The organism is Cryobacterium sp. TS_SC_7, assembly GCF_056156285.1.
This window is the reverse complement of the sequence record NZ_CM149589.1, coordinates 1,514,405-1,540,588: the sequence shown is the minus strand read 5'-3', so window position 1 is coordinate 1,540,588 and position 26,184 is coordinate 1,514,405. Positions and strand designations below refer to the sequence as shown.

At 70.1% G+C, this 26,184-nt stretch carries 25 protein-coding genes, 1 tRNA gene and 2 pseudogenes; 16 read left to right on the top strand and 12 right to left on the bottom strand.

The genetic code is table 11. The annotated features are described in order from the left end of the window. Positions 1-12: 12 nt before the first annotated feature. Positions 13-729, bottom strand: a complete 717-nt coding sequence (locus tag AC0J5J_RS07090; protein ID WP_474900105.1) for a 4'-phosphopantetheinyl transferase family protein — start codon at positions 727-729, stop codon at positions 13-15. 95 nt (positions 730-824) lie between these two features. Between AC0J5J_RS07090 and AC0J5J_RS07085 the strand changes: the two genes are divergently transcribed. Beyond that, positions 825-1,841, top strand: coding sequence for a magnesium and cobalt transport protein CorA (locus AC0J5J_RS07085; RefSeq protein ID WP_474900104.1), 1,017 nt, complete (start codon positions 825-827; stop codon positions 1,839-1,841). Here AC0J5J_RS07085 and AC0J5J_RS07080 read toward each other — a convergent pair. Further along, complete coding sequence (locus tag AC0J5J_RS07080) at positions 1,819-2,850, bottom strand: adenosine deaminase (protein WP_474900103.1); 1,032 nt, start codon at positions 2,848-2,850, stop codon at positions 1,819-1,821. The genes AC0J5J_RS07085 and AC0J5J_RS07080 overlap by 23 nt on opposite strands. A gap of 139 nt (positions 2,851-2,989) precedes the next feature. On the opposite strand from AC0J5J_RS07080, the gene AC0J5J_RS07075 reads away from it, so the two are divergent. Both AC0J5J_RS07075 and AC0J5J_RS07070 read left to right on the top strand, forming a co-directional pair. Beyond that, positions 2,990-6,784 (top strand): AAA family ATPase, encoded by a 3,795-nt coding sequence (locus tag AC0J5J_RS07075; protein ID WP_241972702.1) that lies wholly within the window; start codon positions 2,990-2,992, stop codon positions 6,782-6,784. Next, positions 6,777-7,049 (top strand): hypothetical protein, encoded by a 273-nt coding sequence (locus tag AC0J5J_RS07070; RefSeq protein WP_474900102.1) that lies wholly within the window; start codon positions 6,777-6,779, stop codon positions 7,047-7,049. Before AC0J5J_RS07075 ends, AC0J5J_RS07070 begins: the two co-directional genes overlap by 8 nt. 304 nt (positions 7,050-7,353) lie before the next feature. Here AC0J5J_RS07070 and mscL read toward each other — a convergent pair whose 3' ends face one another. Beyond that, the gene (mscL, locus tag AC0J5J_RS07065; protein ID WP_474900101.1) at positions 7,354-7,791 is read right to left on the bottom strand and encodes a large conductance mechanosensitive channel protein MscL; all 438 of its coding nucleotides are present in this window, start codon (positions 7,789-7,791) and stop codon (positions 7,354-7,356) included. Positions 7,792-7,840: 49 nt separating this feature from the next. Between mscL and AC0J5J_RS07060 the strand changes: the two genes are divergently transcribed. Continuing rightward, positions 7,841-8,059 carry a hypothetical protein gene (locus tag AC0J5J_RS07060; protein WP_474900245.1) on the top strand — a complete coding sequence of 73 codons (219 nt, stop codon included), beginning with the start codon at positions 7,841-7,843 and terminating at the stop codon, positions 8,057-8,059. A gap of 14 nt (positions 8,060-8,073) precedes the next feature. On the opposite strand, the pseudogene AC0J5J_RS07055 reads toward AC0J5J_RS07060, so the two are convergent. Further along, positions 8,074-8,214: pseudogene (locus AC0J5J_RS07055) on the bottom strand (FmdB family zinc ribbon protein); the annotation flags it as partial. Between the two features lie 92 nt (positions 8,215-8,306). Further along, on the bottom strand, positions 8,307-8,885 hold the full coding sequence (locus AC0J5J_RS07050; RefSeq protein ID WP_134424305.1) for a 5-formyltetrahydrofolate cyclo-ligase: 579 nt from the start codon (positions 8,883-8,885) through the stop codon (positions 8,307-8,309). 34 nt (positions 8,886-8,919) lie between these two features. Between AC0J5J_RS07050 and galU the strand changes: the two genes are divergently transcribed. From galU to AC0J5J_RS07025, 5 genes are all read left to right on the top strand, one after another. Continuing rightward, on the top strand, positions 8,920-9,813 hold the full coding sequence (galU, locus tag AC0J5J_RS07045; protein ID WP_134424304.1) for a UTP--glucose-1-phosphate uridylyltransferase GalU: 894 nt from the start codon (positions 8,920-8,922) through the stop codon (positions 9,811-9,813). Positions 9,814-9,869: 56 nt separating this feature from the next. Continuing rightward, on the top strand, positions 9,870-10,529 hold the full coding sequence (locus AC0J5J_RS07040) for a GNAT family N-acetyltransferase (RefSeq protein ID WP_134424303.1): 660 nt from the start codon (positions 9,870-9,872) through the stop codon (positions 10,527-10,529). A gap of 72 nt (positions 10,530-10,601) precedes the next feature. Next, complete coding sequence (locus AC0J5J_RS07035) at positions 10,602-11,636, top strand: hypothetical protein (protein WP_474900100.1); 1,035 nt, start codon at positions 10,602-10,604, stop codon at positions 11,634-11,636. 96 nt (positions 11,637-11,732) lie between these two features. Further along, positions 11,733-11,805: transfer RNA gene (locus AC0J5J_RS07030), tRNA-Ala, on the top strand. Positions 11,806-12,121: 316 nt separating this feature from the next. Beyond that, positions 12,122-12,958 carry a hypothetical protein gene (locus AC0J5J_RS07025; RefSeq protein ID WP_474900099.1) on the top strand — a complete coding sequence of 279 codons (837 nt, stop codon included), beginning with the start codon at positions 12,122-12,124 and terminating at the stop codon, positions 12,956-12,958. Between the two features lie 14 nt (positions 12,959-12,972). Here AC0J5J_RS07025 and AC0J5J_RS07020 read toward each other — a convergent pair whose 3' ends face one another. Both AC0J5J_RS07020 and AC0J5J_RS07015 read right to left on the bottom strand, forming a co-directional pair. After that, positions 12,973-13,857 carry an alanyl-tRNA editing protein gene (locus tag AC0J5J_RS07020; RefSeq protein ID WP_474900098.1) on the bottom strand — a complete coding sequence of 295 codons (885 nt, stop codon included), beginning with the start codon at positions 13,855-13,857 and terminating at the stop codon, positions 12,973-12,975. 77 nt (positions 13,858-13,934) lie between these two features. Further along, positions 13,935-14,057, bottom strand: coding sequence for a hypothetical protein (locus tag AC0J5J_RS07015; RefSeq protein ID WP_255408599.1), 123 nt, complete (start codon positions 14,055-14,057; stop codon positions 13,935-13,937). A 186-nt stretch (positions 14,058-14,243) separates the two neighbouring features. Here AC0J5J_RS07015 and AC0J5J_RS07010 point away from each other — a divergent pair, with 186 nt between their 5' ends. Then, the gene (locus tag AC0J5J_RS07010) at positions 14,244-14,489 is read left to right on the top strand and encodes a hypothetical protein (protein WP_134422577.1); all 246 of its coding nucleotides are present in this window, start codon (positions 14,244-14,246) and stop codon (positions 14,487-14,489) included. A gap of 107 nt (positions 14,490-14,596) precedes the next feature. Here AC0J5J_RS07010 and AC0J5J_RS07005 read toward each other — a convergent pair whose 3' ends face one another. Genes AC0J5J_RS07005 through AC0J5J_RS06995 form a run of 3 tightly spaced genes read right to left on the bottom strand, consistent with a single transcriptional unit; the run spans position 14,597 to position 17,972 of the window. Then, positions 14,597-15,943 (bottom strand): threonine/serine exporter family protein, encoded by a 1,347-nt coding sequence (locus AC0J5J_RS07005; protein WP_134422579.1) that lies wholly within the window; start codon positions 15,941-15,943, stop codon positions 14,597-14,599. Beyond that, positions 15,936-17,102 (bottom strand): acyl-CoA dehydrogenase family protein, encoded by a 1,167-nt coding sequence (locus tag AC0J5J_RS07000; RefSeq protein WP_474900097.1) that lies wholly within the window; start codon positions 17,100-17,102, stop codon positions 15,936-15,938. The genes AC0J5J_RS07005 and AC0J5J_RS07000 overlap by 8 nt, the downstream gene beginning before the upstream one ends. 9 nt (positions 17,103-17,111) lie before the next feature. Beyond that, positions 17,112-17,972: a DUF4349 domain-containing protein gene (locus AC0J5J_RS06995; RefSeq protein WP_474900096.1), complete on the bottom strand. Its 861-nt coding sequence runs from the start codon at positions 17,970-17,972 to the stop codon at positions 17,112-17,114. A 127-nt stretch (positions 17,973-18,099) separates the two neighbouring features. Between AC0J5J_RS06995 and AC0J5J_RS06990 the strand changes: the two genes are divergently transcribed. Both AC0J5J_RS06990 and AC0J5J_RS06985 read left to right on the top strand, forming a co-directional pair. Then, positions 18,100-19,068: an alpha/beta fold hydrolase gene (locus AC0J5J_RS06990; RefSeq protein ID WP_134422585.1), complete on the top strand. Its 969-nt coding sequence runs from the start codon at positions 18,100-18,102 to the stop codon at positions 19,066-19,068. Continuing rightward, entirely contained in the window at positions 19,023-20,018 is a 996-nt protein-coding gene (locus tag AC0J5J_RS06985) for an aldo/keto reductase (protein ID WP_474900095.1), read from the top strand. Before AC0J5J_RS06990 ends, AC0J5J_RS06985 begins: the two co-directional genes overlap by 46 nt. Before the next feature lie 103 nt (positions 20,019-20,121). Here AC0J5J_RS06985 and AC0J5J_RS06980 read toward each other — a convergent pair whose 3' ends face one another. Both AC0J5J_RS06980 and AC0J5J_RS06975 read right to left on the bottom strand, forming a co-directional pair. After that, the gene (locus AC0J5J_RS06980) at positions 20,122-20,946 is read right to left on the bottom strand and encodes an aldo/keto reductase (protein WP_474900094.1); all 825 of its coding nucleotides are present in this window, start codon (positions 20,944-20,946) and stop codon (positions 20,122-20,124) included. Between the two features lie 100 nt (positions 20,947-21,046). Further along, the gene (locus AC0J5J_RS06975) at positions 21,047-22,258 is read right to left on the bottom strand and encodes an MFS transporter (protein WP_134422591.1); all 1,212 of its coding nucleotides are present in this window, start codon (positions 22,256-22,258) and stop codon (positions 21,047-21,049) included. A 37-nt stretch (positions 22,259-22,295) separates the two neighbouring features. On the opposite strand from AC0J5J_RS06975, the pseudogene AC0J5J_RS06970 reads away from it, so the two are divergent. The 4 genes and pseudogenes from AC0J5J_RS06970 (at position 22,296) to AC0J5J_RS06955 (ending at position 26,183) form a co-directional block, all read left to right on the top strand. Continuing rightward, positions 22,296-23,134: pseudogene (locus AC0J5J_RS06970) on the top strand (sulfurtransferase). Positions 23,135-23,203: 69 nt separating this feature from the next. Further along, positions 23,204-24,274, top strand: coding sequence for a FecCD family ABC transporter permease (locus tag AC0J5J_RS06965; RefSeq protein WP_474900201.1), 1,071 nt, complete (start codon positions 23,204-23,206; stop codon positions 24,272-24,274). Beyond that, on the top strand, positions 24,271-25,329 hold the full coding sequence (locus AC0J5J_RS06960) for a FecCD family ABC transporter permease (protein ID WP_474900093.1): 1,059 nt from the start codon (positions 24,271-24,273) through the stop codon (positions 25,327-25,329). The genes AC0J5J_RS06965 and AC0J5J_RS06960 overlap by 4 nt, the downstream gene beginning before the upstream one ends. Continuing rightward, on the top strand, positions 25,329-26,183 hold the full coding sequence (locus tag AC0J5J_RS06955) for an ABC transporter ATP-binding protein (RefSeq protein WP_474900092.1): 855 nt from the start codon (positions 25,329-25,331) through the stop codon (positions 26,181-26,183). The genes AC0J5J_RS06960 and AC0J5J_RS06955 overlap by 1 nt, the downstream gene beginning before the upstream one ends. The last annotated feature ends 1 nt before the right edge of the window (position 26,184 follow it).

Sequence of the window (26,184 nt, the reverse complement as noted above, 5' to 3'; positions counted from 1 at the left end):
GCCGGGCCGGCGTCACCGACGGATGGCCGCGGCCGGCACCACGCTCACGGTCGGCCCGCCCGCGGCGAACCCGTCCTCCGAGAGCACGGCCACCGTGCCGACGAGCCCGGCGCCCGGCTCGAAGCCGCGCAGGCGCAGGGCCTCGACCGGGAAGCCGGCTCCGCGCCAGGCGGTCAGGACGACGTCGGGCGGGTCTTCGCGGCCCGGCAGTCCGACGGTCAGGTCGCGCGGGTCCACCCGGAGCCCGTCGCCGGTGCACTTCAGCGCCGCCTCCTTCGCGGTCCACATCCGGGCCCGGGCGTCGGCGGCGTCAATGCTCGGCACCGCGGACAGGGCGGCGAGCTCGGCCGGCCCGAACGCGACCGCGTCGAACAGGGCCGGGTCGAACAGGGCCGGGTCGACCCCCGCCCGGGACACGGCCGCGACGGACTCGACGTCGATCCCGACCGGGCCGAGGAAGGTCAGGGCGAACGCGGCGCTCCGTCCGGCCCGACTGAGGCTGACGTGCAGCGGGCCGGCCCCGCTGCCGGCTCCGGGCGACACCGCCACCAGCGGGCGGCCGTGGTCCGTGCCGCCACAGTGCAGGCAGCTGCGCTCGATCCGCACCGACGGTGGCGCAACGCCGAGCACCCACGCGGCAGCGGCGGCGAGCAGCAGGCGATCGTCGGCATCCGTGGGCCCGCGGGGAGCGAGCACCACGACGACGTCGCCGGCTCGCTCAGGATTCACGACCCCAACCTACCGTCCCCGCCGACGAGCCTGCCCCGGTCAGCGGGCGGTGAGCCCGGTGCGACACTGGTAGCTGGTATCTAAGGAGAACGCGCGTGGCACTGATCGACAACGCTGTATACGTGAACGGCCACCGGGAGGCGAACCCGGGGTCGCTCGACGAGACGTACGAGGTGATGAAGGCCCACCACGGCTTCGCCTGGATCGGGATGTACCGGCCATCGCCCGACGAGATCCGCTCGGTCGCGGCCGAATTCAGCCTGCACCACCTCTCGGTTGAAGACGCGCTGAAGGGCCACCAGCGGGCGAAGCTGGAGCGCTTCGGCGACATCCTGTTCTTGGTGCTGCGCCCGGCCCGTTACCTCGACCGGGAGGAACGCGTCGAATTCGGCGAACTGCACGTCTTCGTCGGCCCCGACTTCGTGGCCACCATCCGCCACGCCGAGTCGCCCGACCTCGCGCAGGTGCGCGAGCGCATGGAGAAGACGCCGGAACTGCTGGCCCTCGGACCGGAGGCCGTGCTCTACGCCATCCTCGACCAGATCGTCGACGAGTACGGGCCGGTCGTCGCCGGGCTGGAGAACGACATCGACGAGATCGAGGACCAGCTCTTCGACGGCAACCAGGCCGTGGCGCGGCGCATCTACGACCTCTCCCGTGAGGTGATCGAGTTCCAGCGTGCGACGCAGCCGCTCGTGGGCATGCTGGAGTCGCTGCAGAAGGGCTTCGCCACCCACCATGTCGCCGCGGAGCTGGGCCATCACCTGCGGGACGTGCTCGACCACACTCTCCGTATCGTCGAGCGCGGCGATGCGTTTCGCCAGCTCCTCGACAACGCGCTCACGGTGCACAGCACCCTCGTCACCCAGCGCCAGAACGAGGAGACCCGGCGTTTGTCCGAGACCAGCCTGGCCCAAAGCGAAGAGGTCAAGAAGATCTCCAGCTGGGCGGCCATCCTCTTCGCGCCCAGCCTCGTCGGCGCCGTCTACGGCATGAATTTCACCCATATGCCCGAGCTCGGCTGGGTGTTCGGTTACCCGTTCGCCCTCTCCCTGATGCTCATGATGGGCGTGGGCCTCTACGGGGTGTTCAAGAAGAACGGATGGCTGTAGCCGGCCCCGAGGCCGGCTGCCGCCGGGTGGTCAGCCAGGTCTCGACCTCGTCGAGGAGCGCGGCCTTCTCGGCGGGTGTCAGGAACGACGCCTCGATGCCGTTCCGGGCGAGCAGGGCCAGCCGGTCCGGCCCGAGGTCGAACTCCGCATCGAGCGCGGCCAGGTTGTCATCGATGTAACCGCCGAAATAGGCCGGGTCGTCGGAGTTGATGCAGGCGAGCAGCCCGCGGTCGAGCATCCGCACGATCGGGTGGTCGGCGAGGGTGTCGATCACCCGGAGTCGCACGTTCGAGAACGGGCAGACGGTGAGCGGCACGCGGTCCCGCACGAGCCGGTCGAGCAGCGCCTCGTCCTCCAGGCTGCGGATGCCGTGGTCGATGCGTTCCACCCCGAGCAGGTCGAGGGCCTGCCAGACGTAGTCGGGCGGCCCCTCCTCGCCGGCGTGCGCGACCAGGCGCAAACCGTGCGCGCGGGCCAGGTCGAAGACCTCGGTGAAAAGCGCCGGGGGATAGCCGACCTCGGCCGAATCCAGCCCGATTCCGTCGATCGCCACCCCGCCGGCGAGGATCTCGCGCAGGATCTGCAGCGCTTCGTCGGCCGGCCGGTCGCGCAGGAACGTCACGATCAGCTTGGTGGTGATGCCCCACTCGTCGACCGAACGGTCCAGGGCGTCGCGCACCCCGGCCAGGGCCGTGCCGAGCGGCACACCCCGGCTCGTGTGCGCCTGCGGGTCGAAGAAGATCTCCGCGTGCCGCACCCCCGCCGTGCGTGCCCGGGCGAGATAGGCGCGGGTCAGGTCGGCGAAGTCGATCCGTTCCCGCACAACGTCCAACGCCCGGTAGTAGAGGTCCAGGAACGACTGCAGATCGGCGAAATCATACTGGGCGCGCAGTTCGTCCAGCGATGCCCACGGCAGGGTCACCGCGTTCCGCTCGGCCAGTTCGAAGAGCAGCTCCGGTTCGAGGGTTCCCTCGATGTGCAGGTGGAGTTCGACGAGGGGTAGTTTCATTGCACCATTCTCGCAAGCCGATTCGATCACGGCCGCACGCGCATCCGGAAGCCCCGATTTGGCCCAATTCGGGCTCGAATCCCCGCAATTCCGGGCCGCCTGCCGGGGAATCGGAGGTGATTGGCTTAGGGTGTCGAGTGTGTGGCGCCTCGATAAGAAACTAGATGACGACGGCTTCCTGACGGAGATTCAGGATGCTCCGTCTGCTGACCCGCACGATTCCGCGGCCGCGCACGCGGTCAGCCTGGGCGATCCGTCCCTCACCGTGGGCAATGTGGCCGACCCCGTCTGGCAGCGCTGGCGCGACGAACTCGCCGAGGTGGGCGGGCGTTCCCCGCTGCTGCACTTCAGCGACGGCCCCCGCACCCGCATCGAACTCAGTGCCACCCACCCGGGCGGCCTGCCCCAGTTCATCACCGGCAAGACGACGCTGCTCTCCAATCTGATCCGCGACGAGCTGGCCCTCAGGAACGCCAGGCTGGCGGCCGGTGAGATCACCCAGAAGGGCATCGAACTGCGCTCCATGCGCGGGATCGAGTCGGTCAACCTCGCCATCGGCCTCGCCGAGTGGCGCTACAACGACGTGGACTACAGCGCCCCCGTGCTGCTGCGTCCGCTCGCGATCCGTCGGTACGGCCGCGACTTCGAACTCAAACTCAAGGGCCAGCCGTTCCTGAACCCGGAGCTGGCACGCGCGCTGAAGGACCAGTTCCAGATCGTGCTCGATGCCGACGCGTTCGTGGCGCTGGCCGTCACCAACGGCGCCTTCAAACCGCAACCCGTGATCGACCGCCTGCGCGGACTGACCTCGCACCTGCCCTGGTTCAACGTGGTTCCCCGTCTCGTGGCGTCCTCCTTCGCCGACGTGGGACGGGCACTCGCCGCGGATGCCGCCGAGCTGGACCATCCGCTTCTTGACGCGATCGGCGGCAACAACAACGCCCGCCGCGCCATCGAGACCGCGTACAACCCCGTCGTCCCGATCGGCCAGGACTCCCGGCCGCCGGCCACCGACACCCTGCTGCTCGACGCCGACTCCGAGCAGGAGAACGTCGTCGCCCAGATCGCGGCCGGCAACTCCCTGGTCGTCAAAACACTTCCCGGCACCGGCGGCACCCAGACCATCGTGAACGCGATCGGATCGCTGATCGCGCAGCACAAGCGCGTGCTCGTGGTCAGCGCCCGCCGCTCCAGCCTCGACGGCATCGCGCACCGTCTGGTGCAGGTCGGGCTGCCCGGGGTCGCGGTCACCCCGCGCACCCTGCGCCGTGACCTGATCCAGTCGATCACCCGCAACGAGAAGGCCACCCAGCCCCTGGTCGGCGACGTGGACGACGCGCTCGTGCGACTGCGCAAGGTGCTGCTCGACTACCGGTCGGCGCTCACCCGGCGCGACCCGGCCCTCGGGGTGTCCGTGCTCGACGCCCTCGGCGAGCTCGCCCGCCTGGCGCAGCTGCCTGCCCCGCCGTCGACCACGGCCCGCCTCGACCGCAACGCGCTCGAACGTCTGGCGCAGGGCCGGCCGCTCGCCGCCGCCACCCTGATCAAGGCCGCCGCGCTCGGCGAATTCCGCTACGGCCCCGGCGACTCACCCTGGTACGGGGCGTCCTTCACCTCCCCGGCCGACGCCTCGGGGGCGCATCAGCTCGCCAAACGGGTCAACCAGGTCGAGCTGCCGCGCCTGCTCGAGCGCGCCGCCGGCCTCGTCGGCCAGACCCGGTTGCGCCCCTTCGAGACCATCGCCGAACTGGGCGTGTACCTGCGTCTCCTGCTCGACATCCGGGAGACCCTCGACAAGTTCCAGCCGGCCGTCTTCGACCGGTCGCTGACCGAACTGATCACGGCGACCGCATCTCGTCGGGAATCGCCCGACATGACCGGAGCCAACCGCCGCCGCCTGCGCAAGCTGGCCGTGGAGTACCTGCGTCCGGGCGTTCACGTGAGCGACATGAACGAGAGCCTGCGTCGCATCCAGCAGCAGCGCACCCTGTGGCAGCGCTTCGTGGTGGCCGGCGTTACCCCCGAGGTCCCTGTGGGAATTTCGGATGTGCATGTGGCCTACCAGCGTGTCTCCGAAGACCTGGCGAGCCTCGACATCCCCCTCGGCACGGCCGGAACGACGCGGCAGCTGTCGAATCGCCCGGTCAAGGAATTGATCTACGCGATCTCCGGACTGGCCGCCGAGAGCGAGGTGCTCGCGAACCTGCACGAGCGCACCGCGTTGCTGGCCACCCTGCGCGAGCACAACCTCGACCCCCTGATGACCGACCTGGCCCAGCGTCACGTGTCAGAGAAAGACGTCGCCGACGAACTCGAGCTCGCCTGGTGGCAGTCCGTGCTCGAGACGATGCTCAGCGGCGACAAGGCACTCCTGAACGCGAACACCCAGGTGCTCGACCGACTCGAGGCCGACTTCCGCCTGGTCGACGAGGCGCACGCCTCGACCACGGGGCAGCTGCTGGCCTGGCTGCTGGCGGAGACCTGGAAGATCGGTGTCGTCGACTGGCCCGAAGAGGCCGATAACCTCCGGCGCCTGCTGCGCGCCGACCGGGCCACCCCCACCCGCCTGCACAAGGCCGCTCCGCACCTGGGGCGCGTGCTCGCCCCGGTCTGGCTTGCCTCGCCCTACGAGGTTGCCGGCCTCGACGACCTGATGAGCTTCGACACCGTGCTGCTGGTCGACGCCGGCGCGACCACCCTGGCCGAAAACGTGGGCGCCATCCGTCGCGGCCGCCAGATCGTGGCGTTCGGCGACCCGGTCACGCAGACGCCGTCCTCGTTCGAGACCGGCATCACGGCCGCCGCCGACGACAAGCCGCTGCAGGAGACCAACGTGGACGCCCTCCACGCCGACTCCGCCCTGGCCCGCCTCGGTGAACTCCTGCCGACCCTCACCCTGACCCGCAGTTATCGCGCGGGCGGCGAGGACCTCGCCGAGCTGGTCAATCACCGCTTCTACGGCGGCCGCATCGACTCCCTGCCCTGGGCGGGCAGCTACCTCGGGCACGGCAGCCTCACCATCAACTACGTCGCCGGCGGGCACGGCATGCCCGACGCCGACTCCGGGGCCGTGGAGAGCGTCGACGCCGAGGTCGCGAAGGTCGTCGAACTCGTCATGGACCACGCCGTCAAGCGCCCGAAGGAATCGCTGATGGTGATCACGGCCAGCGCGCGGCACTCCGTGCGCGTGCACCAGGCCGTGCTGTCCGCCTTCTCCAAGCGCACCGACCTCTCCGACTTCATCCTCAAGGACCGGGCCGAACCGTTCACGGTGCTCACGCTCGAGCAGGCCGTGGCGCAGAGCCGCGACCGCGTCATCTTCTCCATCGGCTACGGCCGCACCCCGCACGGCCGCCTGCTGACGAACTTCGGTTCGCTCGGCGAACCGGGCGGCGAACGCCTGCTGGCCATCGGCATGACCCGCGCGCGCCGCGCCATGGACATCGTCTCCTGCTTCCGCCCCTCCGACATCGACGAGGACCGCCAGCGCCACGGCATCCTCGCGCTCTCCCAGGTGCTCAGCGAGACCGAGGCGCGCCGCAACGAGGCGCAGGTGCCCGACGCGAGCGAGGCCATGCTGGTCGACCTGGCCCGCCGGCTCGAACGGCTCGGCCTCACCGTGTCGCTCGGCCACCGCGGCAAGCTGGCGCTCGCCGGCTCGCACGCGGGCCGCGCCGTCGTCGTCGAGACGGATGCCGTCGTCGGCCGATCGAGCCTGCGCGAGTCCCTGAGGCTCCGCCCCGAAGTGCTGCGCCGGCTCGGCTGGCACTACCTGCGCGTGCACAGCTTCGAACTCTTCAGCAACCCGGACGCGGTGGCCGCGCGCGTGGCCGCCCTGGTCGGGGTGACGGCCACGCCCTCCGCTCCGGGATCGGCGGCACACGGTTCGGCCGGGCCTGGTTCATCCGGCACGGTACGCCGGCCTGGTGCCTGAGCGCGCAGCGCCCGAGGCAGACGCCGGTCACGGTCGAGACGCGCTCGAGGGAGGGACGGCATCCGTCGTTCCCCGGCAATCGGTCGTCAAATCGGCCGGCACCTCGCGGCGCGCCCGGCTGACGCCGGCGCCGGGCACCGACCCGAATCCGCATCCGCCGGTTCTGCGCGAGGAGGGCGGCGTCGTGCCCGCCGACCCCGCGGGCCCGGACACCCGCGGCGTCAACGACGAGCGGCTCCGGCAGGACCGCCCGCCGCACTGGTAGCCGTCCGCGCTGCTGCCTGGGCCACTGCTGCCTGGGCCCCTGCTGCCCGGGCGCAGGTCGAGCGCGCGCGTGTGGCTGACTCAGGACATCCGTCGCCCGCATGCACCGGCCGTCACGGACCAGTGCGGGTCCGGAGCGGACGTTCACCCGCCGCTCGCCGCCCACGCCCCGAACGAATCCGACGGAGATTTTCGTCGTGGAGCGGGGTTTCGGGCTGGTCAAGGCCGATCCGGGCAGAATCTCCGTCGAATTGGTTCGTTTCCGGACCGGACGCTGCGCCGCCGATCGGGTGGGACCCGCCCGGTTACCGGGTGTGCTTCGGACCCTGGTCGATCGTCGCTCCGGCGGCCAGAAGGTCGCGGATCTCGGTCAGGAGGTCGAGTTCCGTCGCCGGGGCGGCGGCCTCGGCCTCGGTGGGAAGCCCGGCCGCGCGGCGGCGCTCCTGCGCGTGCTTGACGTGGTTGAGCGGCATCACGAAGACGAAGTAGACGACGGCCGCGACCAGAAGGAAGTTGATGGCCGCCGCGAGCACGAGCCCGAACGACAGCTCCCCGCCGCCGGGCAGGTCGACGACCATGGCCTTGGCGAGGCTCTCCGAATTGAAGATCGCCGCGATCAGCGGGTTGAAGATACCCGCGACGATGGCGTTGACGACCGCGGTGAACGCGGCGCCGATGACCACGGCGACGGCCAGCTCGATGACGTTGCCGCGCATGATGAATTCTTTGAAGCCCTGGATCATGGTGATTCTCCGGTGAGGTTTCGGCGCCGGGACAGGCGAGTGGGGGGTGGTGAGAGGGGAATTATTTCAGGAGGCTTTCGCCGCCGGCGCTGACGTGCTGCTGGTGGCGGGTTTCGCTGCGGGCGTCGAGGCGGCGGCGGACTTCTCGCTGGAAGTGGAGCTCGAGCTCGAGCCGGAGTCGGCCGATGTGCTCTCGGATTTTTTGTCCGAGGTCTTCGACGAGCGTTCGAGTGAGCGCTTCGCATCCGACCGGGAGTCGTTGCTGTAGAAGCCGGACCCGCTGAAGGTCACACCGATCGACGAGAAGACCTTGCGCAGCTTGCCACCGCAGCTCGGACACTCGGTCAGCGTGTTGTCGGTGAAGGCTTGCTGGATGTCGAACGCGGTGTCGCACTCGGTGCAGCGATAAGAATAGGTAGGCACTGGAACTCCGATGGGGGAACCGGCGCGCGGGCCGGAATCTCCGATTGTTGAATGGCTTTCGTGGAACGGGCGGGAAAGTAGGGGGGAACGGGTCAGAACGCGATGATGCGCGTGGGGGTGACCAGGCCGTCCACCGGCTGGTCGTGCACCTCGCGGGGCACTTCGTCGACGAACTCGTTGTCGAAGACGACGGCGTACACCGGCGGGCACTTCTCCATCGAGCCGAGGGTCTTGTCGTAGTAGCCGCGACCCCAGCCCATGCGCAGTCCGGACGCGTCGATGGCGGCGGCCGGCACGACGATCAGGTCGACGTCGTTGATCGCGATCGGGCCGAGCAGGAGGCCCTGCGGCTCCGGCGCGCCCGAAAGGCCCTCGAATTCGGTCTGGTCTTCACCGACGGTCCAGTCGAGCAGGCCGTCATCGCGGGAGACCGGGAACAGCACACGGATGCCCTGAGCCTCCGCCCAGTTCACGAACGGCCGGGTGTCCGGTTCGGTGCGACTCGACAGATAACAGGAAATCGACCGGGCCGACAGGTCCAGGGTGATGCTCTGCAGGTTCTGGGTGAGGCCGGCCGTCGCGGCATCCCGCTGCACCGAAGACATGTTCTGGCGGCGCTCCCGCAGCTCGGCGCGGAGCGCGCGCTTTCGATGACCGATGTCGGAGTCCATATAACTCATCCTAGATGCCGATATCGTAGGGACCATGGGGACAACAATTACCAAAGCCGTCATTCCTGCTGCAGGACTGGGCACGCGCTTTCTTCCGGCGACCAAGGCCATGCCGAAGGAAATGCTGCCCGTCGTCGACAAGCCGGCCATTCAGTACGTGGTCGAGGAAGCCGTCTCGGCGGGTCTGACCGACGTGCTGATGGTCACCGGCCGCAACAAGAACGCGCTGGAGAACCACTTCGACCGCATGACCGAGCTCGAGGCGATCCTGAAGCAGAAGGGCGACCAGGGCCGCCTGGCCAAGGTCAACCACGCCACCGAACTCGCCGACATCCACTATGTGCGCCAGGGCGACCCGCTGGGACTGGGCCACGCAGTGTTGCGCGCCAAGATGCACGTGGGCAACGAACCCTTCGCGGTGCTGCTCGGTGACGACATCATCGACGATCGCGACCCACTGCTCACGAAGATGCTGTCCGAGCAGGCCAAGCGCAACACGACCATCATCGCCCTGATGGAGGTCGAGCCCTCGCAGATCCACCTCTACGGCGCCGCCGCCGTCGAGCCGACCGACGACCCCGACGTCGTGCGGGTGACCGGGCTGGTCGAGAAGCCGAGCACCGAGGATGCCCCGTCGAACCTGGCCATCATCGGTCGCTACGTGCTGCGGCCCGAAGTCTTCGCCGTGCTCGAGCACACCCTGCCCGGCAAGGGCAATGAGATCCAGCTCACCGACGCCCTGCAGGAGATGGCTCTCACGCCCGAAACCACCGGCGGTGTGTACGGGGTCATCTTCCGCGGCCGCCGCTACGACACGGGCGACCGCCTCGACTACATCAAGGCCATCGTGCAGCTCGCGGTGGATCGTGAAGACCTCGGGCCCGATCTGCGGCCGTGGCTGCACGAGTTCGTCGCGACCCTCGACTAGGGCACGAGCGGTACATTGAGGGAACACCATCGCGGGATTGAGTAGACGGGCACACTGTGGCGATCGCACTACCGACGCTTCATGACGGACCCGTCACCCTGCGGCCGATCCGGTTGCGCGACGACAGGAACCTCGAGCGGTCCCTGATGGAGAACCGCGGCTGGCTGCGAACGTGGGAGGCCACGAGCCCCTACGCGCCGATGTCCTTCGACACCCGTTCCAGCATCCGTAGTCTGCTCGCACACGCGCGCACCGGCAGCGGGCTGCCCTTTGTGATCGAATACGACGGCGAACTGGCCGGTCAGCTGAACGTGTCGTCGATCACCTGGGGCTCGCTGTCCTCGGCCACGATCGGCTATTGGGTGGGCGAGGAATTCGCGGGCAAGTCGATCACGCCGACGGCCGTGGCGCTGGCCACCGACTACTGCTTCGGTCAACTGGGGTTGCACCGGATGGAGATCTGTATCCGGCCCGAGAACGTGCCGTCGCTGCGGGTCGTGGAGAAGCTCGGCTTCCGTTACGAGGGCCTGCGCCGCCGGTTCATCCACATCAACGGTGACTGGCGCGACCATTTCTGTTTCGGTCTCGTGGCCGAGGAGGTGCGCCAGGGCGTTCTGCACCGGTGGCAGTCGGGTCTGGCGCCGGCCGACGCTGCCCGGGTGACGGACGTCGATCGGGCGGCCGCGGCGCATCCGTTGCCGGTGAGCGACCGATGAGGCCGGTAATTGGCCGTGACACACCCTCGGTAATCATCCCCGCACCGCCGTGCCGCTCCTACCTTAGAAACTATGAGTAGCGAGGTTCTCGGCGGGGGAGTGATGATTGCGGTTGCCGCTGCCCTGTGGGTGACCTACCTCATGCCGACCTGGGCGCGCCGACGCCAGTACCTGGCCACCGAGCGCAACGCCGTGCGGCTGCAGCAGACCATGCGGATTCTCGCCGAAACGTCCGAGGTACCCCAGCAGGTGCGGCTCGAAGCGAACGCCCGCACCGTGGTCACCCAGCGCAAGCTGCTCGCCCAGGCCGAGGACGACGCTCGCGCCGAGGCCAAGGCCGTGACGGATGCCGCGGTCGCCGCTCGCCGTTCGGCCGCCGCCCTCGCGGCCGCGAACCGTGCCGCCGCTGCGAAGGCCGTTGCCGCCCAGGCCGCCGCCGTGCGCGCGGGGGCCGCGGCGTCCGGTTCCGCTCGAACTTCATCGCTTCCGGCCCCCTCGGCCGCCCGTGCTCGCCGCCTGCGCCGGGTGCGTGCAATGACCTCCCTCATCCTGCTCCTGGGCACCGTGCTCTTCGTCTCGGGAATCGTCGCCGTGGCGACCGGCGGAGCCTGGACGGCCCTGGTCAGCGGCCTGGTGACGACCGTTCTCGCCCTCAGCGCTCTCACCCGCCTGGCGCGCACCGCACGCCGGGCACACCGGGCGGACGGGGTTGCTGCTGGGTCCGGCGTCGCGACGCGCGCCCGGGTCGGCCAGACGTTCGAGCCCGTGCAGTTGGAGGAGACGCCCGTTGTCGCCTCGAGCTGGACGCCGCTCCCGCTGCCGCGGCCGATGCACCTGTCGCGCGGATCCGTCGCCCAGGCGGCGATGGCATCCGTTGATGCAGCCGCCGAACTGCGCCGGGTCGCCGCCGAAGCGGAGCTCGCCCGCCGCGCCGCGGCCCTCGACGTGGCGGTCACTCCGCTGAAGCGTGTGACGGCCGAGGCGCCGGCAACTCCTGCCGCCGCACCGGCCGCGAGCCGGTTCGCATCAATGGGGGTCGTCGGGGAGACCGCACCCGGCATGAGTGATCTCGACGACGTGCTGCGCCGTCGCCGCGCCGTCGGCTGACCGAATCCCAACCGGGCGAATCCGCACCGAATCGCGCTCTCACGCGCGGGTCGGCCAAACTCGGTCGCTGCGCGTGATATTCTGCATAAGCGGTTGGGGGCTATGGCGCAGTTGGTAGCGCGTCTCGTTCGCAATGAGAAGGTCAGGAGTTCGAATCTCCTTAGCTCCACCGAGATAGTCAGTTGAAAGGCCCCCGGGAAACCGGGGGCCTTCTTCTTTTCCTCCCCTCTTGCCTTCTTCTTTTTTCCTCTCTTCCCGCGGGCCGTTCCTCCGCCTCTGCACGCCTCCGCCTGCACGTATAGCCGGAGAATTTCGGGCTGGGCGGCGAGTCGTGGCTGGGGGACCGGCGTGTCGCGAAAACCTCCTCAGTTCGCGCGTGGGGTTACGGTCGAGGTTCTGGCGCACGGCTCCCCGTGGCGGGCGAGTGTCAGTGGCCGGGGATAGCGTGGGCCTGCGCCGACTGGGGCGCAGGGCGGAGCGTGCGGATGGCTGGCATGACGGGCGGTGTGGCCGGCGGGGCTGCGGGCAGCGGGGTGGCAGGCGGCGGGGTGGCAGGCGGCGGGGTGGCAGTCGGTGGCGGCACGGCCGTGCGCTTTCGCTGCGGGCACGGGGCGCCGGCGACGGATGCCCGCATCACCCTGCAACGCGATTGTCCCCTCTGTATGCTCCTTGCCGAGACGCAGCGCAGCCGCGGACAGCTGCTGCGCAAGGTGGCAGCGGGGCGTCGCGGTGACCTCGGGCAGGAGACGCGGATCGGAGCCGACTACGAGTGGATCTGCGACCGTGGCCACTCCCGCTATGTCGCCACGGTACGGGCTGCCCTCACGGGCTCCGGGTGCCCGAAGTGCACGGCCAACGCCGAAGCGCCCAGTGCTCGGTTCGAGGGCGGAGTGCCGTTCATGAAGCCCGGGTTGAGGCTGGGCACGTCGATGACCGAACAACGGCTGCGGATGCTGCTGGGCGAACGCATCCGTCTGCCGCACCGCGTCAATGCCGTGCGCATCAGCCGCACCTTCTACGGCAAGCCGGAGGTGTGGCCGGACATCATCATTCCCGCCCTGAAGGTGGCGATCGAATACGACGACCCTGGCCGTGACGGCCGCTCCCACCGGGGGTTGAAGGAGGTGTCGGACCGTGAGAAGGACGCCGCGCTGGCCGACGTGGGCTGGGCGGTGATCCGGGTGCGGGCCGGCGGTCTGGCCGAGCTCGGCGCGTACAGCATCGTGTGCCCGGGGGTGTCGGTGAAGGTCGTCGACCGCGTCCTCGAGCTGCTGGGGGAGATCCGCGGTACCGCCGCGGTGGAGGCGCTCCTGATCGAGTGAGTGAGCGGGGCCGCTCAGCCGACGACGGTTTCCATGGTGAGCACGGTCGTGCCGTCAACCTCGGACGTGGACAGGGCCACGCGCACGGCGCCGAGCTCGTCCAGTGAAGAGACGTGCGTGCCGCCGCAGGGGATGCGCACGCTGTGGGCCGGCAGCTCGCAGACCCAGTACCGCCGGTCGGTGAGCAGCGGGCCGTCCCGGTCGATGCGTACGCTCGCTCCGGTGGCCACCCATTCGGCGAGGGCCGCGTTCACGGCGGATTCGATCCCGGCCAGGTGCTCGGCCACCCCCTCGGCGGCGAAGCCCTTGCGGCGGAGGGATTTGCCGAGCCGGTAGGTGTCGACGGATCCGTTCTCACGGATCAGGGACACGTCGATCGCGGTGCCGTCGAAGTCGGGGTGACCGAGGGAATCCGCGCGCACCTCCTTCTTCCACCGGTCCGCCAGCGCCCGGTTGAGGGCGAGGGAGGCGAGGTGGCAGGCCGTGTGGCCCGCGGACATCCGGTGGCGGTAGTCGGCGTCGACGACCACCTCGACCGTCTGACCCTCGGCCAGGGCGGCGCCGTCGACGAGTGCGGCACCCTCGACGAGGTGAACCACGACGAACGCCCAGCCGGGCGTGCCCTTCGGCACCGGGATGTCCCGGCCCCGGTGCAGTGCCGACCCGTCCGTCGCTCCCACGATGCAGTCCAGCACCGTCAGCTCGGCCCCCGCGACGCGCAGCACGGCCCGGTCGGGCCCCTGGTCGGGCCAGCCGGCATCGACCGGGTGCACCGGGGTGGCGTCGAGGAGCACGGCGACGCGCCCGTCCGCCTGCGGCTCGACGTGCAGCACCGTCGCGGTGGTGCGGGTCAGGCCGGCCGGGTAGTCCACCTGGGTGTCCACGGAGGGAAGGGTCATCGACGGGTCCTTTCGGGACGAAAAAGGGTGTTGCCGCAGTTGGCGGCAACACCCTGAGTTTAATCGTGGAGCAGGCGCTAGGCCTTGCGTGCCTTCTCGGTCGTCTCGTTCGCCTTGGCGTGCTTGTCGGCACGCTTTTCCTTCAAGGACTTACCGGCAACCTTTTTGGATGCGTCCTTCTTGGGTGATTTGTCAGCCATGTGTACTCCTTCGAATCGAGCCCCAGCGGCACCGTGACTTCGACCCTACGCGGGTTGCCGCCAAACGGCACCTTCCCGCGGTCGGTGGCAACCGGCCCTGTGCAAGTTGACAGCCCGGCCGTAGGCTGGGCCCGACGCGCCCCGAACGCGAGGCACCCGTCTCCACCCCGGCAGAGAGGGATACACATGAGCGATAAAACCACCTACCAGGCCATCTTCTACGGACCCAACGTGATCGCCGCCGGAACGGAGCACGAACTCGAGTACGTGAACGGCGAGTACCAGAAGGAGGTCCTGCTGGAGGCCACGGAAGACGGCGACACGGTGCGCCGCCTGTTCCGCCTCGTGCGGGCGACCGAGGAGGAGCCCATTCCCTACCGGTTCGTCGAGGACATGCAGGACGAACAGGGCGAAGCGGATATCCCCAACTAGCGGGAGCAGGCCCGCGCAGCCCGTCGCGGCGCAGCGTGGGGAATCGGGCGCACGCTACGCCCGATTCCTCACGCTGCGCCCGGACGCCGCGGTGGCGGCGCCCTGAGCTAGATGCGCTTGCCGGGCCCGCGGCCGAGGCGCACCGGCAGTGCCATCAGTGGTCCCACGAACCGGCGCTGCAGGCGCCGGGCCGGACCCCAGACGAACTGCACCAAATACTGGGCGAGGATGGCGCCGGCCGCCAGCGCCGCGGCGACGGCCCCGGCGGTGAGCATGCTGAGCAGCCCGTCGATGTTGCCGTCGGACAACTGCAGCAGGCCGCGGAACAGGATCAGCCCCGGCACGAGCGGAACCAGCGCGGAGACGACGATCACCAGCGGGGGAGTGCGCACGACGCGGGCCGCGATCGCGGCCAGCAGGCCCACGCCCACGGCGCTCAGGGCCGACGACCAGACCAGGCCGAAGCCGGCCTGCGCGCCGCCCAGGTAGAGCAGCTCGGCGATGGCGCCCAGCAGGCAGACCACCCAGAACGCCCGCCAGGGCACCTGCACGCCGAGGGCGAAACCGGCGACGATGACCATGGCCGCGGCGAGCATCACCGGCACCTCGGCCAGGGTCGGGGTGAGGTTGGCGTCGACGCGCAGCTGGAAGCCGAAGCGAGCCAGCAGCAGCGACGCCCCGGCCACGCCGGTGACCAGGCCGCCCGTGATCAGGAGGGCCTCCATCATCCGTGCCGTGCCCGTCAGGTAGAAGCCCGACAGGGTGTCGTGCACCGCGCCGAAGGTGGTGACGCCGGCCAGGAGCATGATGATGGTCGCGATGACGACCAGGGACGGATTCGCCGTGGGATCGATCAGGGCGACGATCGCGGCGACGATCGGCCCGATCGCCCCGCCGACGACGTTCTGGTAGAACACGGGAACCTGCCGCCGGTCGAGCGAGGTGGTGATCACGTCGATGAAGAACGTGGCGATGAAGGCGGCGATGCAGACCACCACGCCACCCCCGATGAGTACGGCGGCCCCGGCCCCGACGAGGCTCCAGCCCACCCGGCGGAAGAGGGCGGGCACCTGCGGCTTGGCGCTGACGATGGTGGCCAGGCGTTTGCGGGCGTCGGCGACCTCGGGCGGCGAGTCGAGGATCTCCGCGATCAGCTCGGAGGTGGCCGTGAGCTTCCCGTAGTTGAGCGAACGGTACTTGACGTTGCGGGTCCGGGTGATGGACTCGTGCGTGGCCGGATCCTCATGGGTGAGCGCGATGATCGTATGGGTGACGTTCGCCTCGGTGCCGCGCAGCCCGTAGGCCCGGGTGATGGCTTCCATGGCGGCCGTTGCGTCTTCGGCGCCGGCGCCGGCCGCGAAGATGACCTCAGCGAGCCGCATGGTGAGGTCGAGGACCGAGCGCGTGTAGGCGGCGCTGTCGAAGACGTTGATCGTGCGGGTGACGTCAGACATCGGTCGGGCCCAACCAGGCGGTCGCCACGGTGGCGTGCGCCGATTCGGCGTCGGACGGGTGGAAGAGCCCGGCGAGAACGTCGCGGTAGAGACGCCCGAGTTCGTTGCCGGCGAAGTAGGAGGAGCCGCCGCTCACCCGCAGCGCCTGGTCGACGACCAGGCGCGCTGTCTCGGTGGCTCGGTGTTTCAAACCGGACAGCAGGGCGAACCACCGCGGGCCGTGATCGGCCAGGGTGTCGAGGTCGTGCGCCAGCGCGTCGATCTGGGGGTACAGGCCATCCATCGTCATCGCGGCCTCCGCGACGCGCCACCGGATGTCCGGGTCCTGCGCCAGGCTGCGCCCGCCGTGCTTCAGGGACGTGCGCCGCGTCGCCGCCAGCACGGCCAGTTCGACCGCGCGCCGACCGATGCCGGTGTACACGGCGGCCAGCAGGATCTCGAAATTGGCGAAGATGGCGAACACCAGCGGGTCGGGAGTGGGCCCGGGATCGAGCCGGCGGAAGACCTGGTCGGGGCGGGCGGATGCGCCGTCGAGCAGGGTGCTGCGGCTCTGGCTGGCACGCATGCCCAGGGTGTCCCAGTCATCCTTCTGGCTGACGCCCGGGTCTGCCCGGTCGATGAACGCCCAGACGATTTTGGGGCCGTCGGCCGAATCACGGTCGATGCCCATGGTGCCGAGCCGGGTCCAGGCCGGGGAGAGCGTGGTGAAGATCTTGGTGCCGGTGAAGCGGTAGCCGCCGTCCGGTTGCGGGGCGGCCGTCGTGAGCGAGTCGGTGAGCACCAGGTCGTTGCCGGGTTCGCTGACACCGAAGCCGAAGATCTCCCCGCTGACGGCGCCGTGCAGCACGAAGGCCAGGCTGTCGTCGCCCTGCTCGTGCAGGGTGCGGGCCACGCCCGTCCAGACGAGGTGCATATTGACGGCCAGGGCGGTGGCCGGGGCGTGGGCGGCGAGCCGGATCTGATCCTGCGCGACCTGCTGCACGCCGCGTCCGAGGCCTCCGAGCGCCACCGGAACCAACGAACGGAGGTAGCCGCAGGCCACCAGCTCGGCCAGGTCCTCGGCAGGGAAGGTGTTGTCGCGGTCATGGGCGGCGGCGCGGGAACGGATGCGTTCGAGAAGCTCGTCGCCAAGCGGGGAGGGTTCGGCAGACGTGTACACCGAACAAGTTTACGCAGCCGGATGCCTCTTGCGCGCCAACCGGATCACCAGGTAGACGATCGCGGTGACCAGGCCGAGGGCGAGCAGCCAGGGCAGCGCGAACCCGATGCCCACGATCGCGATGCCGAGGGCTGTCACGAGGGCGTTCCAGCCTGCCGCGAGGGCGTCCCAGAAGCCGTCCGGGGTGCCGGGAGCCACCGTGCCGGTCGAGTACAGGTCGAGTGTGATGGTGGAGAAATCGACCTGGTCGGACAGGTAGTCCCGCTGCGCCTGCAGCCCCTCGAGCTCGCTCTGCCGCTGGGACAGCGCGTTCTCGACCGCGATCAGGTCGGCCGTGGTCGTGGCCTCCACCATCAGGGCCAGCAACCGATCGACCGAGGTCTGCAGTGACGTGATCCGGGCGTCGAGGTCCTGGGTCTGCTGGGTGATGTCCGACGCGTTGAGCGAGACGAAGTTGACGGTGCCGAGCTGTTTGAGTTCCGCCAGGGTGCGGTCGAGCTCGTCCGAGGGGATGCGCAGGGTGAGATTCGCGCTCGCCGGCTGGTTGTCGGTGGCCGGGTTCTCGGTGCGGCTGTCGACCCGTCCACCGGCCTGCTCGGTGATGGTGACGGCATCCTGCACGGATGCGATCGGGTCGTCCACCGTGATCGACACCATCCCGGTGGTGATCACGTCGCGCTGGGTGGAAGTGATCTCACCGGTGCTGCCGCCCGGTTCGATGCTTCCCGGGTTCACGGTGCCGGGTTCGGCGAGGCCGGGAGCCGTGGCCGAGCCGCCGGAGTCGGAACCGTTGGAATCGCCGGGCACGGAGCATCCGGCCAGCAGGAGGGCGCCGAGGAGGACGGCGGCCACTCCGGTAAAACGCTTCATGGCCTCACTGTACGGCCGCGATCGGCGGCGCCGGATCACAATCGCGTCTCGGCAGGAGGGGCCGGGCGCACGCCGCGGCAGGCCGCGCAGAATGAGCCTGGTGGCGTGGGGAGGCGATACTGGAAGCATGAACTGGTGGGCGGCCCTCTCTGAACGGCTCGGCCGGCGGCGCCCGCCGCTGCTGCACATCGCCACCGACGAGGGCACCGGGCCCGTGGTGATCCTGGTGCACGGCATTGCGTCCTCCTCGGAGACGTTCCGTGAACTGGTTCCCCTGCTCGTGCCCCGGCATCGGGTCATCGCCGTCGACATTCTGGGCTTCGGCGAATCGCCGATCCCCGCCGGCTGTGAGTACCGGCTCGAGGACCACGTCGACTCGCTGGCCGCCACCATCCGGGCGCTGAAGTTGCGCGAACCGTTCATCCTGGTGGGTCATTCGCTCGGCAGCCTGATCGCGGCCCGGATGGCCGCGTTGCCGCGCACCCGCGCATCCCGGCGCACCCAGGTGTCCCGGGTGGTGCTCGTGGGTCCGCCGGTCTACCTGTCGCCGAACGATATCGGGGACCGGTGGGTGCGAGCCCGGGTCAGCACCTATCTGCGCGCCTACGATTTCCTGCGCCTGAACAAGGAATTCACCCTCGCCAACGCGGCCATCATCGCCCGGCTGCTGCCGAAGGGCATTTTCGAGCTCACCGAGCGCAACTGGACGCCGTTCGTGAAGTCGCTGGAGCACTGCATCGAGTCGCAGACCGTGGTCAGCGACATCGCGACCCTCCGGGTGCCGGTCGACGTGGTCTACGGCACTCTGGACGCGTTCATCGCCGCCGGCACCATGACGGTGATTGAACGGATGCGCCACGTCACCATGCACCGCGTCGAAGCGAACGACCACCTCATCCGCCCGCGCCTCGCCCGGGCGCTCGCCCGCGTCATCGACACGGATACGGGTGCGGAGGCGGACACCGGGGCGGGACCGGAGGCAGGCAGCGCGTCCGAGGCGGCGGCATCCGTTGCCCCACCGGGCGCTGCGCCGGTGGCTAGGCTGGGGAGATGGACACACGCACCCTCGGAAGAACCGACCGAACCGTCTCCGTGATCGGGCTCGGCACCTGGCAGCTGGGAGCGGACTGGGGTGACGTGTCGGAGGCCGACGCGGCCTCGGTGCTCGCGGCATCCGTCGACGCCGGCGTCACCTTCTTCGACACCGCCGACGTTTACGGCGACGGCCGCAGCGAGCAGATCATCGGCCGTTTCCTGGCCGAAAGCTCCGCCGCCGCCGGAATCACCGTGGCCACCAAGATGGGTCGCCGGGTCGACCAGCTGGCCGAGAACTACACGCTGGCGAACTTCAGGGCGTGGACCGACCGGTCCCGCACGAACCTCGGCCTGGACACCCTGCACCTCGTACAGCTGCACTGCCCGCCCACCGATGTGGTCGAGTCCGACGAGGTCTACGACGCGCTCAACACCCTCGTCGCCGAGGGAGCCATCGCCGCCTACGGGGTGAGCGTGGAGACCTGCGACCAGGCGCTCGCCGCGATCGAGCGGCCGGGCCTGGCGAGCGTGCAGATCATCCTGAACGCCTTCCGGCTCAAGCCGCTCGAGGCCGTGGTGCCGGCGGCCCGCGCCGCGGGGGTGGGCGTGATCGCCCGCGTGCCGCTGGCCAGTGGCCTGTTGACCGGCACGTACACCCGGGACACCACCTTCGCGGCGAACGACCACCGCAACTACAACCGTGACGGCAGCGCCTTCGACGTGGGCGAGACCTTCTCCGGCGTCGACTACGAGACCGGCCTCGCGGCCGCCGCGGAGTTCACGGCCCTCGTGGGGTCGCTTCCCGGAGAGATCACTCCCGCGCAGGCCGCGCTGGCCTGGATGGCCCAGATCGACGGCGTCAGCTCGGTCATTCCCGGGGCGCGTTCGGTGCAGCAGGCCCGCGGCAACGCTGCGGCCGGATCGGTCGCCCCGCTCAGCCTCGCTTTCAACGAGGGCGTCCAGGACATCTACGACCGGATGCTGCGCGACCAGATCCACCCCCGCTGGTAACACCTCACCCGATAGTCACCTTTCCGGTCGACAGTGCCCGTTCCGCCGGTCACTGTCGACCGGAACGGGCACTGTCGGTAGTCGGGGAGCCTGTTCGGGCCGTCTAGTCGAGGTCGTCGGGGTCTTTGCCGGTGCGCTCGCCCGAGTCGAGGGCGGCGATGGCCGCGTGGTCGTCGGCATCGAGGGTGAAGTCGAACACGTCGAAGTTCTCGCGGATGCGCAGGGGCGTCACCGATTTCGGGATCACCACATTGCCCATCTCGAGGTGCCAGCGGATCACGACCTGAGCGGCCGACTTGCCATGCCGGGCGCCGATGGCGTCGATGGTCGCGTTGCCGATGGCGCGGCCGCGGGCCAACGGCGACCAGGCCTCGGTCAGGATGCCGTGAGCCGAGTCGTACTCGCGCACGGCGGACTGCTGCAGCCACGGGTGCAGCTCCACCTGGTTGATGACCGGAACGACATCCGTTTCGGCGAGCAGGCGGTCCAGGTGGTGGGGGTGGAAGTTGGACACTCCGATCGACCGGGCCCGACCCTCGGCGCGCAGGGTCTCGAGGGCGCGCCAGGTGTCGACGAAGAGGTTCTGCCGGGGCGCGGGCCAGTGGATCAGGTAGAGGTCGACGTAGTCGAGGCCGAGCTTGCCGAGGCTCACGTCGAAGGCGCGCAGGGTCGCGTCGTAGCCGTGCTGATCGTTCCACACCTTGGTGGTGACGAACACGTCCTCGCGCGGCAGGCCGGAGCGAGCCACGCCCTGGCCGACGCCGACCTCGTTCTCGTACAGCGCCGCGGTGTCGATGTGGCGGTAACCGGCGTCCAGGGCGACCTGCACCGCATCGGCGGCCGCGGCATCCGGAATCTTGTAGACGCCGAGGCCGAGCTGGGGGATGCGGTGGCCGTCCTGGAGGGCAAGCAGCGGTGAGAACGTCATGTTCCCATCTAACCCTCCCCGGCCGGGCGTGAACCGACACGTTTGAGGGTGGGCGCGACGCTCAACCCCTCGAACCTGTCGGTTCGACGAGCGGATGCGGTCAGGAGACCTGCACCTGGATGGGCGCCGTGTCGGGGAGCGGGCTCGGGTCCCGACCGCGAAGGTCGGGGTGCCAGCGCCGGCCGAGTGCGGGGATGATGGTGCCGAGCCCCGCGAAACCGGCCGCGACCAGGATGGCTGCCGTGGCGCCGCTCTGGTCGATCATGAATCCGGCGATGGCGGAGCCCATGGCGGCCCCCATCAGTTGACCGGTGCCGACCCAGCCGTAGGCTTCCGCGGTGTCGCTGAACTTGACGCTCGCGGAGACGATGCCGAACAGCACGGCGAACGCCGGCGCGATTCCGATCCCCGCCACCAGCAGGGTGGCGGCGAGCCACCAGAAGCTGAGGTTGCCGGCGGCGGCGAGGCTGAGACCGGCGGTGACGATCAGCATGCGTCCCGCGAGCGCCCACGGCCCGATCGGGGCGTGCCCGAGGGCGAGGCCGCCGACCAGCGACCCGGCCGCGAAGATGCCGAGCACCCAGCCGGACGTCGAACTGCCGTGCCCGAACGCGGCCACCACGCCGGCCTCGACGGCGGCGCAGGCGGCGACCAGCATGAAGCCGACGATGGTGCTGAGCATGACCGCCGGACGTTTGAGCACGACGCCGAGCTTGCGGCGACTGCGGGGGATGCGCACCCGACCGACCTCGGGCAGCACCAGGAACCAGATGCCGCCGCCGATGAGGAAGATGGCGGCGAGCAGGATGCCGGCGACCGGGCTGACCTGGATGGCCACGAACGTGGCGATCACCGGCCCCAGCACCCAGATGATCTCCTGGGCCGACGCGTCCAGCGAGAACAGCGGGGTGAGCTGGCGCGAGTTGACGATCTTCGGATAGATGGTGCGCACGGCCGGCTGGATCGGCGGCGTGGACAGCCCCGCGACCAGACCGATGACCATCAGCGCCCAGATGGGCATCGGGACCAGGGCCATTGTGACGATGGAGGTCGCGCACACCACGAGGGTGGCCGTGATGACCGGGCGCATACCCCAGCGGCCCATCAGACGGCTGGTCAGCGGCCCGGCGATGGCCTGGCCGATGCTCATGGCGCCCAGTACGAGGCCTGCGGCGCCGTAGGAGTCGAAGATCTGCTCGATGTGGATCAGGAACGCCAGCGACAGCATCCCGAAGGGGAAGCGTGCGGTCAGTTGTGCGGCGATGACGCGAGCTACGCCCGGTGTCTTCAGAAGGGTCAGGTAGCTGCTCACTTACTCAAGTCTACGTCTGCCGCGGTAGCGTGAGCGCGTGCGAATATTGATCACGGCTGACGAGCTGGCGGGGGAGCTCCACACTCGAAGTGACATCCGGGTGCTGGACGTGCGCTGGAAGCTGGGCGGGCCTCCCGGCCGCGCCGAATACCGGGCCGGCCACATCCCGGGCGCCGCCTACGTCGACCTCGACACCGAGCTCGCCGGCGCCGGGGTCGCGGCCGACGGGCGGCATCCGTTGCCGACCCGCCCGGCCCTGCAGGCCGCCGCGCGCCGCTGGGGTCTCCGTGGCGGTGACACCGTTGTGGTGTACGACGACCTGGGCTCGATGTCGGCCGCGCGCGCCTGGTGGCTGCTGCGCCATGCGGGCGTGCGCGACGTGCTGCTGCTCGACGGGGCGCTCGCCGCCTGGCGGGCCGCCGGCCTGCCCGTCTCCGTCGGTGAGGAGACGATCCCCCCGGGCACGATCACTCTTGCGCACGACGTGCCACCCGTGCTCGACGCGGATGCCGCCGCTCGCCTGGCCAGGACCGGCGTGCTTCTCGACGCCCGCGCCGCGGAACGCTACCGCGGTGACACGGAGCCGGTCGACCCTCGGGCCGGCCACATTCCCGGGGCGATCAGCGCACCCACGGTCGACAACCTCACCATCGACGGGCACTTCCGCCCGGCGGCCGAACTGCGTGCCCGGTTCGAGGCGCTCGGCCTGACGACGGAGAGCGCCGTGGGCGTCTACTGCGGTTCCGGCGTCACCGCCGCCCACGAGGCGGCCGCGCTCACCATCGCCGGGTTCGAGCCGGCCCTATACCGGGTTCCTGGTCGCAATGGTCCAACCTCCCGGGCCGCCCGGTCGCCACCGGGGGGTCCGCCGGCTGACGGCTTTGCGCTGGTCAGTGGGGATCGCCATACTTAGGTAATGCTTACCTTACTTTTGGTGGAGTGACCATGGTCCGGACCGGCCGGCGTCCTCTGGCGGCGACCAGGACGACCGCGCGGCCCACGGGCCTCCCACGGGCGCGCTCCCGGACGCTGACGATCGGAGTGCTGCTGACCCTGCTGGGGCTCTCCGCGGCGATTGCAGCCTCCCTGGCCGTCGGTGCGCGGGGCATCCCGCTGGAGACCGTCTGGAGCGCACTGCTCGCGCCCGATCCGACCCTGACCGACCACACGGTCGTGCGCGATCTGCGGGTGCCGCGCACCGTGGTCGGGCTGCTCGCCGGACTCGCGCTGGGCCTGGCGGGGGCGGTGATGCAGGGCCTGACCCGCAATCCGCTGGCTGATCCGGGGCTTCTGGGCGTCAACGCCGGGGCCTCCCTGTTCGTGGTGGCCGGCATCGCCTGGTTCGGGATGACATCCGCTGCCGGCTATGTCTGGTTCGCCTTCATCGGCGCGGCGGTCGCCGCCGTGATCGTCTACGCCATCGGGTCTCTGGGCCGGGACGGCGCGACCCCGTTCAAGCTCGCCCTGGCCGGCACCGCCCTCACCGCGGCCTTCACCTCGTTGATCACGATCGTGCTGCTGAGCGACGGGGAGGCCTTTGACCGCTACCGGTTCTGGGCGGCCGGCTCCCTGGTTTCCCGTGACCTCGAGTCCACCCTGCCGCTGGTGCCGTTCGTCCTGGCCGGGGCCCTGCTCGCCGCCGTCGCCGGGCGCATGCTCAACGCCCTCGCCCTCGGCGACGACCTGGCCCGGGGGCTGGGACAGAACCTCGTGGCGGCGCGCATTCTCTGCGGAGTCGCCGTGGTGCTGCTCTGCGGATCGGCGACCGCGATGGCCGGCCCGATCGTGTTCGTCGGGCTGGCTGTCCCGCATCTCGCCCGCTGGTTCGCCGGGCCGGACTACCGCTGGATCCTCGTCTTCTCCGCACTGCTCGGTCCCACACTGCTGCTGGCAGCGGATGTCCTGGGCCGGGTGATCGCCCGGCCCGGCGAAATCGAGGCCGGCCTGGTGGTCGCCTTCCTCGGCGCCCCGGTGCTCATTGCCCTCGTGCGTCGAACGAAGCCGGTCGGGCTGTGAACCTTCTCACGGGGACGCCCGCCGCACCCGGGAACCTGCTCGCCGACATCCGTGGGCGCAGTCGGCGCCGCGAGAACCGCCTCGCCCTCCTGCTGCTCGCGGCCGTTCTCGTGGTCGCGGCGGTGAGCCTCGCGGTGGGCGCGTACTCGCTCAGCGCGCCCGACCTGCTGCGCACGCTGCTGGGCCAGGGGACAGGCAGTGAGAACTTCATCGTTCTGAAGCTGCGTCTGCCGCGGCTCGTCCTCGCGGTGCTTGCCGGGGTGGCGTTCGCCGTGTCGGGGGCCCTGTTCCAGAGCCTCCTGCGCAACCCTCTCGCCAGTCCGGACATCATCGGGGTCACCGGCGGCGCGAGCGCGGCGGCGGTCTTCGCGATGCTGGTGCTGGGAGTGGGCAGCGTGGCCACGTCGCTGGCCGCCTTCGCGGGGGCGCTCGCCACGGCCGCGGCGATCTACCTGCTGGCCTGGCGGGGTGGGGTCGCCGGTTCCCGTTTCGTGCTGATCGGCGTGGGCGTGGCGTTCATGGTGGACGGCGTGCTCGGATACCTGCTGACCCGCGCCGACATCCGTGACGCCCAGGATGCGCTCGCCTGGCTGGTCGGCAGCGTGAGCGGTGCGCGGTGGCCCGAGATCGCGGTGCTGGCGGGATTCCTGGCCGTGCTCCTGCCGACCGTGGGGCTGCTGGCCGGGGGGCTCCGCGCGCTGCAGCTCGGTGACGAGGCTGCCACGAGCCTCGGGGTGAGCGTCGAACGTTCCCGGCTCGCGCTGCTCGTCACGGCCGTGGCCCTCACCGCGATCGCCACGGCCGCGGTGGGGCCGCTCGCCTTCGTCGCGTTCGTGTCCGCGCCGATCGCCCGGCGGCTGGTCGGCGGCGGGGGGCTCACCCTGCTGCCCGCGGCGCTCGTCGGCATCCTGATCACGACGGTGTCCGACTTCGCCGCCCAGCATCTGTTGCCCGGCTCACTCGAACTGCCGGCCGGCATCATCACGGGGGCCGTCGGAGCTCCCTATCTGCTCTGGCTGCTCGCCAGCACGAACCGACAGGGAAAGGGCGCCTGATGCCCCAGCCAACTCAGCCCCAGCCGCACCGTACCGCCACGTCGCACGCGCTCCGCGCCGAGGGAGTCAGCCTCGGCTACGCGGACGCCACCATCGTCGACAACCTCGACTTCGAGGTGCCGACCGGCGCGGTGACCGTCATCGTGGGCGCCAACGCCTCCGGCAAGTCCACCATGCTGCGCGGGCTGGCCCGGCTGCTCCGGCCGCAGGCGGGCGTGGTGCGGCTGGACGGCGGCGATCTCGCCGCCGTGCCCGGCAAACGACTGGCGGCCGTGATCGGGCTGCTGCCACAGCAACCGCTCGCCCCGGAGGGAATCGGTGTAGCCGACCTCGTCGGCCGGGGACGGTATCCCCACCAGGGGCTGTTCCGCCGGTGGACGAACGCGGATGACCGGATCGTCACGGACGCGCTCACGGCGACCAACACCCTGGACCTGGCCTCCCGCCGGGTCGACGAGCTGTCCGGCGGGCAGCGGCAGCGGGTCTGGATCGCGATGGCACTCGCCCAGGACCCGGACATCCTGCTGCTCGACGAGCCGACCACCTTCCTCGACGTCACGCATCAGATCGAGGTGCTCGACCTCCTGCTGGAGCTCAATCGCACTCGGTCCACGACCGTGGTCATGGTGCTGCACGATCTCAACCTCGCGGCGCGCTACGCCGACCACCTCGTCGTGATGGGTGCCGGACGCATCGTCGCAGAGGGCCCGCCCGCCGCCACTCTGACGGCCGAGGTGGTGCAGGAGGCCTTCGGACTGCAGGCGGTCGTCGTCGAGGATCCGGTGTGCGGGTCTCCGCTGGTGGTGCCGATCGGCCGGTTCCACGGCACCCCGGCCGTGCGTGTGTTAGGTTAGC